General features: G+C 66.5%; 11 protein-coding genes. 2 read left to right on the top strand and 9 right to left on the bottom strand.

Annotated features, from left to right (window positions below):
- Positions 1-398 precede the first annotated feature (398 nt).
- From ACWGN5_RS25755 to ACWGN5_RS25730, 6 genes are all read right to left on the bottom strand, one after another.
- Positions 399-1,349, bottom strand: a complete 951-nt coding sequence (locus ACWGN5_RS25755) for an AraC-like ligand-binding domain-containing protein (RefSeq protein ID WP_453519235.1) — start codon at positions 1,347-1,349, stop codon at positions 399-401.
- Positions 1,350-1,693: 344 nt separating this feature from the next.
- Entirely contained in the window at positions 1,694-2,323 is a 630-nt protein-coding gene (locus ACWGN5_RS25750) for an MBL fold metallo-hydrolase (RefSeq protein ID WP_453519232.1), read from the bottom strand.
- A complete protein-coding gene (locus ACWGN5_RS25745) occupies positions 2,324-3,406 on the bottom strand; it encodes an S-(hydroxymethyl)mycothiol dehydrogenase (protein WP_453519231.1) in 1,083 nt (360 codons plus the stop codon). It abuts the gene before it with no gap.
- A gap of 49 nt (positions 3,407-3,455) precedes the next feature.
- Positions 3,456-4,637, bottom strand: coding sequence for an NAD(P)/FAD-dependent oxidoreductase (locus ACWGN5_RS25740; RefSeq protein WP_453519228.1), 1,182 nt, complete (start codon positions 4,635-4,637; stop codon positions 3,456-3,458).
- The gene (locus tag ACWGN5_RS25735; RefSeq protein ID WP_453519226.1) at positions 4,634-4,972 is read right to left on the bottom strand and encodes a bifunctional 3-phenylpropionate/cinnamic acid dioxygenase ferredoxin subunit; all 339 of its coding nucleotides are present in this window, start codon (positions 4,970-4,972) and stop codon (positions 4,634-4,636) included. The genes ACWGN5_RS25740 and ACWGN5_RS25735 overlap by 4 nt, the downstream gene beginning before the upstream one ends.
- Complete coding sequence (locus tag ACWGN5_RS25730; protein ID WP_453519223.1) at positions 4,969-6,162, bottom strand: cytochrome P450; 1,194 nt, start codon at positions 6,160-6,162, stop codon at positions 4,969-4,971. The genes ACWGN5_RS25735 and ACWGN5_RS25730 overlap by 4 nt, the downstream gene beginning before the upstream one ends.
- Positions 6,163-6,291: 129 nt before the next feature.
- Between ACWGN5_RS25730 and ACWGN5_RS25725 the strand changes: the two genes are divergently transcribed.
- On the top strand, positions 6,292-7,203 hold the full coding sequence (locus tag ACWGN5_RS25725) for a LysR family transcriptional regulator (protein ID WP_453519220.1): 912 nt from the start codon (positions 6,292-6,294) through the stop codon (positions 7,201-7,203).
- A 152-nt stretch (positions 7,204-7,355) separates the two neighbouring features.
- On the top strand, positions 7,356-7,895 hold the full coding sequence (locus ACWGN5_RS25720; RefSeq protein WP_453519218.1) for a MarR family winged helix-turn-helix transcriptional regulator: 540 nt from the start codon (positions 7,356-7,358) through the stop codon (positions 7,893-7,895).
- A 51-nt stretch (positions 7,896-7,946) separates the two neighbouring features.
- On the opposite strand, the gene ACWGN5_RS25715 is transcribed toward ACWGN5_RS25720, so the two are convergent.
- The 3 genes from ACWGN5_RS25715 to ACWGN5_RS25705 all read right to left on the bottom strand — a co-directional run bounded on the left by ACWGN5_RS25715 (position 7,947) and on the right by ACWGN5_RS25705 (position 12,965).
- The gene (locus tag ACWGN5_RS25715; RefSeq protein WP_453519216.1) at positions 7,947-8,873 is read right to left on the bottom strand and encodes an EamA family transporter; all 927 of its coding nucleotides are present in this window, start codon (positions 8,871-8,873) and stop codon (positions 7,947-7,949) included.
- A 283-nt stretch (positions 8,874-9,156) separates the two neighbouring features.
- The gene (locus tag ACWGN5_RS25710; RefSeq protein ID WP_453519214.1) at positions 9,157-11,664 is read right to left on the bottom strand and encodes a SpoIIE family protein phosphatase; all 2,508 of its coding nucleotides are present in this window, start codon (positions 11,662-11,664) and stop codon (positions 9,157-9,159) included.
- A 62-nt stretch (positions 11,665-11,726) separates the two neighbouring features.
- Positions 11,727-12,965, bottom strand: a complete 1,239-nt coding sequence (locus tag ACWGN5_RS25705) for an amidohydrolase (RefSeq protein ID WP_453519337.1) — start codon at positions 12,963-12,965, stop codon at positions 11,727-11,729.
- Positions 12,966-13,033: the final 68 nt, after the last annotated feature.

The raw sequence follows: 13,033 nt of genomic DNA, 5'->3' as shown, positions 1-13,033 counted from the left end.
GCTCACGCTCCGCGGCACCCGCGTGCCCTGCTCCCCCCACACCCGGGCGGGGCGCGGGGCCGCCCCCCCCCGGGCCGCCCCCCCGACCGTCGTCGGCGCCGAGGGGACTGGCGAATCTATGGGCAGGGCGCGACCGCACGCCCACGCTTGGACCGACGGTGCCAGCCCAAGCTAACAGCAAGGCAAGCAGGCTCGGCTCGGTGCAACTGCCCAGCCGTGCCACGGCTGCTGGCTCTCACCTGAGGAATCAGAGACCCGTCAGCGCCTGCAGAAGCCCTGTGCACGCATGCTCTGGATCGGATGCGGTGAGTATCGACCGCCCATGCCGTTTTCGAGGTAGACCGGCTCCGTCCTTGTGCAGAGCCGCCGTGTCCCCAGGCTCCGCCTCCGAAGCCGCTTCATCCTGGGGCCGGCTGGTTACCGGACGCGGCCTTCCTGATCTCAGCCGCGCTCTGTCCGAACTCCGCGCGCAGTGCTCGGCTGAGGTGAGTGGCGTCGAGGACGCCCCAACGGGCGGCGATCACGGACGCGCTGCGACCCATGAGGTCGGGGTCAACCAGGTCACGCCGGATCCTTTCGAGCCGGCTTCTGCGGATCCAGGAAGCGAGAGTGATGCCGCGCTGCTGCAGGACTTTGTGGAGATAGCGCACCGAGATGTTGTGGGCGCGGGCCACCGATTCTGGGGAAAGCCTGGGGTCAGAAAGCCTTCCCAGACAGTAGGCGAGGATGCGCTCCGCGAAATCGTCCTGGGGGCGTACGGAGAACGGCTGTTCCGCCACAGCTGTCAGGACCAGAGAAACGAGCGCGTCGGCCAGGTGCGGTCCTCCTCTGCCTCCGATCGCGTCTAGGTCACTAGCGGCGTCGCGCAGCAGAGCGCCAGCCAGCCGTCTTCCGCCGCCGTCGGTAGGTACCACGGACGCGGTGCGGGAAGCGAGCCGATCAGCGTGCGGGCCAAGCAACGCTCGGGGAATGCCGAGCACCACAAGGTCAAAGGGGTCCCAGAAGCGCAGCTCGTACGGTCTTGCGGTCTCGTACACGACGAGGTCGCCCGGACCCGGCCGGCATTGCCGCCCGTCCTGCTCGACTCCGGCCCGTCCACTCCCGTACAGCGCGACCTTGAACAGCTCCCGGTCGCGGGAGCCGATGAGGGAACCTGTCCGCTGCACCGTGCATGGCCCGCCGACAATTCGGGTGACCACCACCTCGCCCGGCTTCGCGCAATGCAGGCTGCCGCTCGTCCCGGGAGCGTCGGGGCGGATGCGCAGCGGCGCGAAGGCGTCGGAGGCCAGTTGCTGGAAGCGATCCACTTGACCGGGGGCGTCTGCCGTGGTGTCCGCGTCAGTGGACATCGGCTACCTCCTTCATCGGCCCCCCATGTGCCTTGGCCGGTGTTGTCTGCCCAGTGTGGGGCTGACCTGCGCGCGCGTCCAGAGGCGGCTTCCGGGCCTGCCGCGCCGGCTGGCGAAGCGGACGAGGGCGCGGCTTCGGCCGGGGCCTCAGCCGTCTCGGCATGCCCCTTCTGTTAGTACGGCATGACGGGACAGCGCAGTCGAGGGCAAGCAGGTTTCCTGCTTCTTCCCTGCTGCGCGGCCCACGCTGTCACACAGTAAGGGCTGCGTAGGGCATCAGTCGGGAGGGTGCCTGATGCGAGCCTATCGGGGCGTCGGGATGGTCTCCGATGCCCTGGGTCCGCTCAATGTCCTCGGGCAATCCACTCCTCCAGGTGTGGGGCCTCGGACCCGATGGTCGTGCTCTGTCCGTGTCCGGTATGCACTCGAGTGTCCGCCGGGAGGTACAGGAGTTCATCCCGGATCGAGCGGATGATCGTGGGGAAGTCCGAGAAGGACCGCCCAGTGGCGCCGGGGCCACCTGCGAAGAGGGTGTCGCCCGTGAAGACGGCGCCTAGTTCCGACGCGTACAAGCAGATGGCTCCAGGGCTGTGACCGGGGGTGTGCAGCACCGTGAGTTCGGTTCCGGCGACTGTGAGCCGACGGCGGTCGGCGAGGTAGCTGTCCGGGGACCGATCGGGATGGGTCTGCCTCCACAGGATGCGGTCGTCCAGATGGATCAGGATCGGTGCACCGAAGCGGTCGGCGAGCGAAGGGGCTGCGTTGATGTGGTCGTTGTGTGCGTGGGTGCACACGACTGCGGTCAGCCGCCGGTCGCCGATGGCTGCGGCGATTGCTTCCGTGTCGTGGGCGGCGTCGATGACCAGGACCTCCTGGTCGTCTCCGACGATCCAGACGTTGTTGTCCACTTCCCATGTGCCTCCGTCGAGGTTGAAGGTGCCGGAGGTGACGAGGTGTTCGACCTTTGCTGCCACTCAGAGCACCACCACGGACCGCAGTACCTCACCTGAGTGCATCTTCTCGAAGGCCTTCTCCACTTCTTCTATGGGGATCGTCTCGGTGACAAAGGCGTCCAGGTCCAGTCTCCCCTGCCGGTACAGGTCGACGAGCGTGGGGAAGTCTCTCGAGGGAAGGCAGTCGCCGTACCAGGACGACTTCAGCGCGCCACCATGCCCGAAGACGTCCAGGAGCGGTACCTCCACCTTCATGTCCGGGGTGGGAACTCCGACCAGGACGACGGTGCCGGCCAGGTCTCGGGCGTGGAAGGCCTGTAGATAGGTTTCGGGGCGTCCCACGGCGTCGATGACGACGTCCGCTCCGAACCCTTCGGTCAGCTCGCGGATGGCCTTCACCGGTTCGTCCTTAAGGGAGTTGACCGTGTGTGTGGCGCCGAACGTCTGGGCCAGTGCCAGTTTTCGGTTGTCGATGTCGACAGCGATGATTTTGGATGCTCCTGCAAGGTGAGCGCCAGCGATCGCCGCGTTGCCGACTCCGCCACAGCCGATCACTGCGACGCTCTGCCCCCGGGTGACCGCGGCGGTGTTGAGCGAGGCTCCGAGGCCGGCCATGAGCCCGCAGCCGAGTAGCCCTGCTGCTTCGGGCCGAACCTGCGGGACCTTCGTGCACTGGCCGGCTGCAACGAGCGTCTTCTCCGCGAAGGCGCCGATGCCGAGTGCGGGCGTCAGGGGAGTGCCGTCTGCCAGCGTCATCTTCTGCCGTGCGTTGTGTGTGTCGAAGCAGTACTGGGGCTGACCGCGTCGGCAGGAACGGCAACGTCCGCATACTGCACGCCAGTTCAGGATGACGAAGTCGCCGGGGGTGACGTCGGTGACTCCAGCGCCGACTGCCTCGACGACTCCGGCGGCCTCGTGACCGATCAGATAGGGGAAGTCGTCGCCGATCGCGCCTTCCCGGTAGTGCAGGTCGGTGTGGCACACTCCGCAGGCCTGTACCTTGACCAGAGCCTCGCCTGGTCCCGGATCGGGTATCAGGATGGTTTCCACCGATACCGGTGCGCCCTTGCTGCGGGCTATGACGGCCCGGACTTGATGAGACATCTCGGTGTTCCTCTCGAAAGATGAATGAGCTGAGCCGGCGCGTTCCGGACTAGCGGGTTTCCCAAGTGCTGCGGAGGTCCCGCCGCAGCCTCCCGAACTCCCGGGGGCTGTTGACGGCGAGGACGCCGGAGACGTCGCCGTCGCGGCGGTACACGGCCGCGAAGGAGTCCTCGAAGGAACCGGAGACGAGTTCCAGCGCATCGTCCTGTCCAGGTCGGCCCGCGATCTGGACGCGCACGCCGTGCTGGTCGGACCACACATAGGGCAGCGGGTCGTGAGCCGGATGCGTCGCGGGGTCCTGTCCTCGCATCGTGGCCAGCAGCGATCTGGCTGCGCTGGCGGGCATGTCACGGGCGTTCGTCCAGTGCTCAATGCGCAGTCGCCCGCTGCGGCAGCGGTAAGCGGCCACATCTCCCGCCGCGACGACTCCGGGTACGGTGGTGCGGCACCACTCGTCCGTCAGTACGCCGTTGTCGCAGACAACGCCGGAGCCAGCCAGCCATGCGGTGTTGGGCACGGCACCCACCCCGATGACCACGAGGTCTGCTGGCAGGGTGCGGCCGTCGGACAAGACCACAGCACGGACTCTGTCCGCACCGAGGAGACCTGTGACACCTACACCGGTCACCAGGGAAACCCCGTGGTCCGTGTGCAGGCGGCATAGGATTCCGGCTGCGGCCGCCCCCAGCTGACGCAGCAGAGGGATCGACTCGGCCTCGACGATGGTCACCTCGTGACCGAGGGCGCGTGCCGTGGAGGCGACCTCCGCGCCTATGAAACCGCCTCCCACCACGACGAGCCGTCCCGGTCGGGACAGGTCGTCGCGCAGTCGAAGGGCATCGTCGAGTGTGCGTAGCGTGTGTGCGCCGTTCAGGTCCGGCACGCCGGGGATTCTGCGGGCGCGGGCTCCTGTCGCAATGACCACGCCATCCGTGTGCAGAGTCCGTCCGTCGGCAAGGGTGAGCTGTCGGGAGGTCGCATCGAGAGAGGTGGCGCGTGCGCCGAGCAGCCACTCGGCGTCGAGCGCGGCGCGAGATGCTTCGTCCGTCAGCTCTATGTCTCGCAGATCCTGCTTGCCCAGCAGTATCTGCTTGGACAGCGGAGGCCGGTCGTAGGGCTCGGTTGTTTCCTCGCCGACGAGCACGAGACGTCCGTCGTAGCCTTCGATGCGCAGGGCCTCGGCGGCCCGGGTTCCGGCAAGCCCCATGCCGACGACGGCGATCGTGGTCATCGTGTGCTCTCTACGGCCGGTTCCAGCGATGCCTCTTCGATGCACACCATGCCGTCAACGATTTGGACGACGTGGGTGCGGATGGGGCGCCGCGCCGGCGGGCAGTCGGGCTTGCCGGTGCGGATGTCGAAGCGCGATTCGTGCAATGGACACTCGACCTCGTGGCCCTCGAGCCAGCCGTCGGAGAGCGATGTCGTCTCGTGGGAGCAGGTGTCGTCGATGCAGAAGACTTCTTCGCCGACTTTGATGAGCGCGAGAGGAACGGGCAGGTCGGGCGAGGCAATGCGGGTGACCGTGCCGGGGGTGAGGGCTGCTACGGGGCAGAGCTTGATCACTGTGCGGCTCCCTTCGCGTGCTGGGCGTCGTGGCGCATGTGGACTGCTTCCGGTCCGCGGAACATCCAGCCGGACAGGTTCGGATTCCGGGTGACGTGCAGACCTGACAGCGTGGAGAACAGCACGGGCACCGCGGTGCGCAGCTGCTCGCGTGCCAGGTAGGTGCCGAGGCAGTAGTGGGCCCCGAGCGAGAAGGCGAGGTGATCGTTGAGGTTGGTGCGGTCGATGTCGAAGGTGTCTGGAGCGGTGAACTTCCGCTCGTCCCGGTTGGCCGAGCCGGCGAGTGCGAGCAGCTTGTCTCCGGCCCGCAGGGTCACGTCGCCGACGGTGTGGTCGACGGCGAGCTGCCGCGGGAAGGCGCCTACGGGGGTGAGCCAGCGCATGGTCTCCTCGATGGCGGCGTCGAGGGCTTCGGGGTCGGCCAGGACCCGGTCGCGTAGTGCCGGCTCGGCACACAGCTTCCAGACCAGGGTGGCCAGCGCGTGCCACGGCTCATTGAAACCGCCGGCGATCATGAGGCGCACCTGGGTGGGGATCTCCTCGGGCGTCAGCGGCCGGGAGACATCGGCGTGCACCATCGCGGAGATCACGGTGGAGTCCGGTGTGCCGGACACTCGGGCGATGGCCTCACGGACCCGCTCCCCCACTTCGGTCCTGGCGCGTTCGGCGCGCTCCCAGACGGTGGGGTCGTTGTCATGGTTGGCCAGGCCTGCGATGAAGGCGCCCGACCACTCGACCACCGCCTCGGTCGTCACGTCGGTGAGGCCGGCGGCCTGCATGAGTGCCTCTGCGGCGAATGGCGCCGCGAAGTCCGCCACCAGGTCGAAATCCGTTGTCCTGGCAAGCTGTTCGGCGAGCTGCCTCGCGTGTGAGGTGAGTGCCTCCGACCACTGTTCCCGTACGTTGCGTCGCTTCAGCGGCCCGTCCACGGCAGAGCGCAGCCTGCGGTGGGCTTCGCCGTCGGTGCGGATCATCACCAGTCCCATGGTGCGTTCAGCAAGGGAGTTCTCCTGGTGGGCGGTGAAGATCTCGGGGTGTTCGTCGACGAAGACGACGTCTTCGTAGCGGCTGACGAGCCACATGCCGAGCCCGTTCGACCAGGCCCAGGGCTCGTGATCCCTGAGCTCGCGGTAGAGGGGGTACGGGTCCGTGTAGAGGTCCTTGCTGGTGAGATTCCTTGCGATGGGCATGGCGGCTCCTCACAGGGGTGTCGGCCACATCGGGATTGCCACGACTGTGAGGCACGCGGCGTGAGCGGGGAATACTCTGGAATCCTTGAATTGATTGGAAACAACCACAGGAATTCTGAGGTATGGGCCATGACGCTCTCACTACGGCAGCTGACATACTTCGTTGCGGCAGCCGAAGCGGGAACCATCGCCGGCGCCGCGGCACGTGAACACATCTCCCAGTCGACGGTCTCTCTGGCCATCAGCGAGCTGGAACGCACGCTCGGAGTCCAGCTTTTCCTACGCCGTCAGGCGAAGGGGCTGACCATCACTCAGGCGGGTCAGGCCGTGCTCGCCGACGCCCGCCCGCTGCTCGCCCACGCCGATGAACTGGTCTCCAGCGCCAGGAGCTTGGGTGGGCAGCTCTCCGGAAGCCTGACCATCGGCTGCTACACGACCTTGGCCCCGTTCCTGATGCCTGGCGTACTGGAGGGATTCGCCGAGGAGCACCCGACGGTGGAGTTGAGCTTCACGGAAGGCTCACAAGTCGAGCTACAGGAGAACCTTCTCAACGGCAGCTGCGAGTTGGCACTGCTGTACGATCTCGACCTGCAGCCGGGCGTACACGTCGAGAAGCTGTACAGCACCCGTCCGCACGTCCTTCTCCCCCGCGCGCATCCGCTGGCACAGCGGGGTTCGGTGAGCCTGCACGATCTTGCTGACGACTCCATGATCCTGCTGGACTATCCACCGAGCCGGCACTACTTCACACAGTTGCTCGAGTCACTCGACATACGACCAGTGATCCGGCACACGACGAGCAGCTTCGAGACGGTGCGGTCGCTGGTTGCACGAGGCCTGGGCTACTCCCTTCTCATCCAGCGTCCAGCCTCGGGTGTCAGCTACGAGGGCATTCCACTGGTCGCATGCACCATCCGGGAACCGGTGCCGGACATGCCTGTCCTGCTAGCTTGGCCCGCCCACGCGAAGCCCACCAGGCGGGCCACGGCATTCGCCGACTACTGTCGTCGAGCCTTGGCAGCCGGCCCGGGGCCGGCCTGAGGGCGGAGGGCGGCTACGAGGCCCACCGAGGAAAGCCCCAAGCGGCCTGGCTGGGCTGAGCACCGAGATGCTCTTGGGGGCAGCCGCTCGGCGCAGGTACGCGATGACGACGCACCGCAGGTCGGTGCGGTGGTCCCGCCTACACTCCTGGTGTGAGCCATGATGTCCCGGACAACGAGGAACTGCATTTCTGGTCGTTCATCGATCATGCAGTCAGCCGCGCGACTCGCGAACTTCCCGGTATCGACCCGCTCGCCATGCGTCTTGTGCTGACCCTCCACCGGGCCTCGAGCATGGTGGTCTACGACCTGGAATCGACCATCCACCGACCGCACGGCTGGTCCTGGCCCGGATTCCGGGTGGTATTCGCCATCTGGCTGTCGGGGCCTGTGGAGGCGAAGAAGGTCGCAGAACTGTCGGGGATGAGCCGTGCGGCGGTTTCGGCCTTGGTGAACACGCTGGAGCGAGACGGCCTCGTCACCAAGGAACGCTCGCCGCGCGACGGACGCGCGGTCCACCTCAGTCTCACCGAGAGCGGCCTGCAGGCGATCACCACCGCCTTCCAGGCCCACAACGAGCGCGAACGGGAGTGGGCGGACTCTCTCAGCAAAGAGGAGCAGGGGACGCTGATCAGGTTGCTGGAGAAGATCGCCGCCCACTCCCTTCACTTCGAGGCCAAGCATCGAACCTGATCGGCGAGGGAGGCGCGGGTGTTCGATTTGGGATCGCCAGTGGAGTGATTCCTACTGCGACTCATATCGCGCTTCGGCGGGTGGAGGGAACGCCGGGGCAGCGGCGGCTCGCCGCCGCATCGACCAGTCCTGACCCATTGCGATGCTGACCGGGACCAGTGCCAGACCGAACAGCTGCCAGCCGCTCAGGCTTTGGTCCAGCCAGATGACACCTGCCAGGGTAGCCACCACAGGGTTGGCCAGTCCCAGGAAGGAGACGGAGGAGGTGGGGAGCCGCTCGATTCCGTGAAACCAAAGGGCATACGCCACCGCTGTCCCAATGATGCACAGGTAGCCGAACGCAGCCAGGTTGGTGGGGGTGAGGTGTCCGGGGACCCCCTCGCCCACGAGCATGACCGGAACGAGTGCAAGGCCTCCCACCGTCAGCTGCCATGCGGTGAAGGCGAGCAGGGATACGCCCGGCGGGCGCCCCCATCGCTTCGCGAGCACCACTCCTAGTCCCATCATCGCGATGGCTGTGACCTGGGCCGCTACGCCGATTGAGTCCAGCCGGGCTTGCGCACTCAGCACCATGAGCGCTACCCCGACCGCTCCCACAACGCCTGCGGCCACGGTTCTCACACTCGACCGAACGCCCAGGAGCACAGCCGCGAAAGCAGTGACGAGCAACGGCTGGATGGCGGTCACCGTGGCGGCAACACCGCCTGGCAATCGATACGCGCCGATGAACATGAGCGGGAAGAACGCGCCGAAATTGAGCATCCCGAGTACGGTGCTTCGCCACCACCAGGACCCGCGGGGCAGGGAACGCGTCACGGCCAACAGGAGTAGGCCGGCGGGCAATGCGCGCAGGGTCGCCGCCAGCAGCGGTCGCCCTGGAGGCAGCAGCTCGGTGGTGACTATGTACGTCGTGCCCCACGAAGCAGGCCCGATCATGGCGAGCGCAGCGGTGCGCTTGCCGGAGGCTCCGACACTCACAGGGTCCGCCTCACCGAGGCCAACTGGATCAAGACAACCCCTCCGACGTGGAATCTGATGGCGCAGGGGGATGACCCGTCTCACCTGTGCGCCGGGACCCCATGCCAGTCGAGCCAAAGGAGCTCGCCACGGAAGTAAGGCTAACAAAAATCCATACGACTAGTTCAGAAAGTTTTCATTGAGTAAATATTCTAATCGGCCCACTCCGGCTATCAGTCCGGCAGGGCTCCTCCGGGGGCGTCGCGCGTGATCATGCAGGGCAGTGCGGACTCGAAGCCCGGGATCAGCCGGACATGTCGTCGATCGCCAGCTCGGCCCAGATGGTCTTGCCGTTCCGGGTGTGACGGGTCCCCCAGCGTTGCGTGAGCTGAGCGACGATGAAGAGTCCGCGGCCACCTTCATCGAAGGTCCGGGCACGTCGTAGGTGAGGCGCGGTGCTGCTGGCGTCGCTGACTTCGAAGATGAGGTTGACGTCTCGGATCAGCCGGAGTCGGACCGGTGCGTGGCCGTACCGGATGGCGTTGGTCACCAGTTCGCTGACAACGAGTTCGGCGACGAACTCGGCTTCCTGAAGTCCCCACTCCGCGAGTTGGTGAGTCGCCAGCTCGCGGGCGCGGGATGCGCTCTCCAGCTCGGAGGGAAGATCCCAGGTCGCGACGCGGTCGGGTCCCAGCTCTCGCGTTCTGGCCAGGAGTAGGGCTGCGTCGTCGGTGCGCAGATCGGGAAGCAGCGTGTGCAGTGCCTGGTCACACAGGTCCCCCAAGGACTTTCGGGGGTCTATGAGTTCACAGAGCGCAGCGGTTCCGTCCTCGTTTCCCGCGTGGGCGCTCTCCACGAGCCCGTCGGTGTAGAAGGCCAGGACGCTCCCCTCGGGGACGTCGAATTCAGTGATCTCGAACGGCAGTCCGCCTACTCCGAGGGGAGGGCCTGCCGGGATGTCCAGGAACTTCGCTTCTTCGCCGGGTGAGGCCAGAACCGGCACTGGATGGCCGGCTCGCGCGGCAGAGCACCGGCGCGACACGGGGTCATACACGGCGTACAGGCACGTGGCACCGACCTCCCCCGCGCCTCGGCCTCCTGGTGTGAAGTCACTCGTCGTGCCGTCGCGGTCCAGACGGAGCACGAGATCATCAAGCTGGGTCAGCAGTTCGTCGGGGGCGACTTCCATGTCTGCGAGGGTGCGCACGGCCGTACAGAGGCGGCCCATGGTGGCGGAGGCGCCGATGCCGTGGCCCACCACGTCTCCGACAACCAGTGCGACCCTCGCCCCCGACAGGGGAATGACGTCGAACCAGTCTCCGCCGATACCGATACTGGGGTCGGCCGGCAGGTAGCGCCAGGCCACTTCCACGGCAGACTGGCGGGCATCCCCTTGAGGAAGGATGCTGCGCTGCAGGCCAAGGGCGATGTCTCTTTCCCTGGTGTACTGGCGGGCGTTGTCGATGTAGACGGCTGCGCGATCAGCCAGTTCCTCGGCCAGGCGGAGGTCCGAATCGTCAAAGGGCTCCTGGGTTCGGTGCCGGCAGAAGAGCGCCAGGCCCAAGGTGATGCCTCGGGCTTGGAGGGGGGCTGCTATCAGGGAGTGGATTCCGTGGTCACGGATGCTTCGCGCGCGCTCCGGGGAGCCGGCGGCCCATGCCGTGATGGTTGTTTCGTCGATGACGTGACGCGATGCCCGGCCGGAGGCGAGTGCTCGCCCGGGGGGTGAGTCATCGTGGTAGCCGTGTACGGCTCCGATGGGGACCACCGCTTCCGGGCATCCTGGAAGGACGGAACGCTGAGCTGCCCGGCGGAAGAGCAGGCGGTCGCGGGTTTGACGCCATTGGCTGCGTTGATAGTCCTCGATGTTGTCGAGCAGATCGACGAGCACCAAGTCGGCGAACTGCTCGGTACCGATCTCCGCAAGCTCGTCAGCCGTGCGATTCACATCGAGCGTCGTTCCGATGCGCATCCCGGCCGCGTTCAACACGGCAAGGTGCCGGCGGGCCCTGAACTGCTCTGTGACGTCCATCCCGGCAAGCGACACCGCCCGGACGGTCCCCGTGGCATCCCGTACCGGATAGAACATGGCCAGCCAGCCATGCGCACGGGAATCGCCAGGAAGACGGAAGTAGGCTTCGTAAAGCACCACTTCGCCGGTGCGCCAGACCCGATCGAGGGCCTCGTCGATGCCTTCCAGGCCCTCGATCTTCTCATCGGCCGCGAGGTATCCGATGCGAAGGCCGATGAGCTCCTGCTCCCCCTTCGCCATGCCCCGAGTCATTTCCGTATTGACGGCAAGGCAGAGACCCTGGCGATCGAAGAGTGCCATCGGGAGCGGGAGCTGCTCGATGGCCCACTGCTTGAGGGCCGGATCGCCGGGGGCGCCGTCCTCGGCTCCCTCCGGGAAGGTTTCCGGTGCGTTGAACGTCAGAACCCACTGCCTTGATCCGCTGCCGGTCACCAGCGCCCGAGCATGCATCCGCAGTTCCGCCACCCGCCCGTCGTGGGCTCGGGTGGCGACCGCTCCCGACCACTCCCCGCGCTCGTGCTGCGCGAAAAGGTCCGGCGGAACACCGTGGATCAGGCGAGAAAGCGGCCGGTTGACCACCTCACGCCCCGCGTACCCCAACAAGGTTTGAGCGTCTTCGCTCCAGGCAGTGACAACGCCGCGGGCATCCGTCACCAGAGCAGCGGCACGAGGTTCCGATCCCGCTGCGGACGATCTGAGCGATGCCGTGGCGTCCGTCTTCATCTGTCCGGCTCTCACTACGCCGCGTCCGCCGGCGCAACCGGCGATTTCCTCAAGCATGCTCTCGATGCCACACGTCCTCAACAGCTTCAGGAGACGCCAAGCACTACAGAGGCGATCAACTACTGTGGGTTACCTTTCGTCTCCCGCTCGTGCACGTTCTTCCCCTGGAAGTAGGTCAGGTCGACCTCTGTTCTGTGGATTTCGCCGGGGTCCACGTCGAAGAGGTTCTGGTTCAGGACGATGAAGTCTGCAGACAGGCCGGGCCGCAGCGCCCCGGCGACATCGCCGAGCCCCATGGCTTTGGCGGAGTTCGTGGTGAACACGGCGATGGCCTCGGGCAGTGTCAGGCGCTGGGAGGGGTTGAGCTCATCGGAATCGCTCGCACCAGGCTGAGCTCGCGTGACGAGGGTTTCCATGCCGACCCAGGGGTTGGGCGAGGGTACGACCGGCCAGTCGGAGCCGGCGGCCACCACGGCGCCGCTTTCCACCAGCGCCTTCAGGGGCCAGCTGCGCTCGATCGTCGTGCTGGGCACCTGGGTGGCGAGGCTGTCGTTGATGACGCTGGGGTACCAGATGTAGGGGGAAGCGTCCGCGATGACCCCGAGTTCGACGAAACGGGGGATGTCGGCAGGGTCCACGTAGACAACATGCGCGATCTGGAAGATCGGCCCTTCTCCGTGCGTGGAGCGGACCTCTTCGATGGCGTCGAGGGCCAGTCGTACCGATGCATCTCCGGCAGCGTGGAGCTTGGCGCCGAGTCCCAGTTCGTAGCAGCGTTCCAGCGTCCGCACGAGGTCATCACGTGACCAGTACGGATCTCCCCTGTATTCGGGGTCCTCGTGATCGCCGTGGCACAGGTACGGCTCGAGCATGGCCGAGGTTCTGGTCATGGGGACGCCGTCGAGGAAGAGCTTGACGAAGTCGGGGCGAAGGCGCGGGCGGCGGTAGGGGGCGGCTGCGGCGTACAGTTCCTCGCCGACGCGTCCTTCCTCGAAGAAGGGGCGGGCGGGAAGAGAGGCCACGATCCATGCCGTGAGCTGTCCGTCGTCATCGAGTGCGGAGAGTGTCTGCAGGGCGTACTCGAGGGTGCCGGCGTCCTGCGCTGCGGTGATGCCGAAGGCGTTGACCATCTGTAGTGCGGTCTTGAAGGAAACCTTGTGGCGCTCGTCCGGGTCCGTGATGGTGGCGATCATCGCGTCCTCGACGATCTTGGATGCCAGTTCGTACAGGACGCCGGTCAGCTTTCCGTCTGCGTCACGGACGTAGGTGCCGTCCTCGGGGTTGGGGCTGCTCTCGTCGACGCCCATGATCTGCAGGGCACGGGAGCTGACTGACGGCGGCCATGACAAGCTCCCCATAGGCGGCCATTTACCGCCCCACTGATGGCCACGGGATTCCCCGCGTACGGCCAGATTTCTCCCCGCTC

This window comes from Streptomyces sp. NPDC055815, from assembly GCF_053616475.1.
Note: the sequence above shows the minus strand (reverse complement) of the source record. Positions and strands in the feature narration are given on the sequence as shown.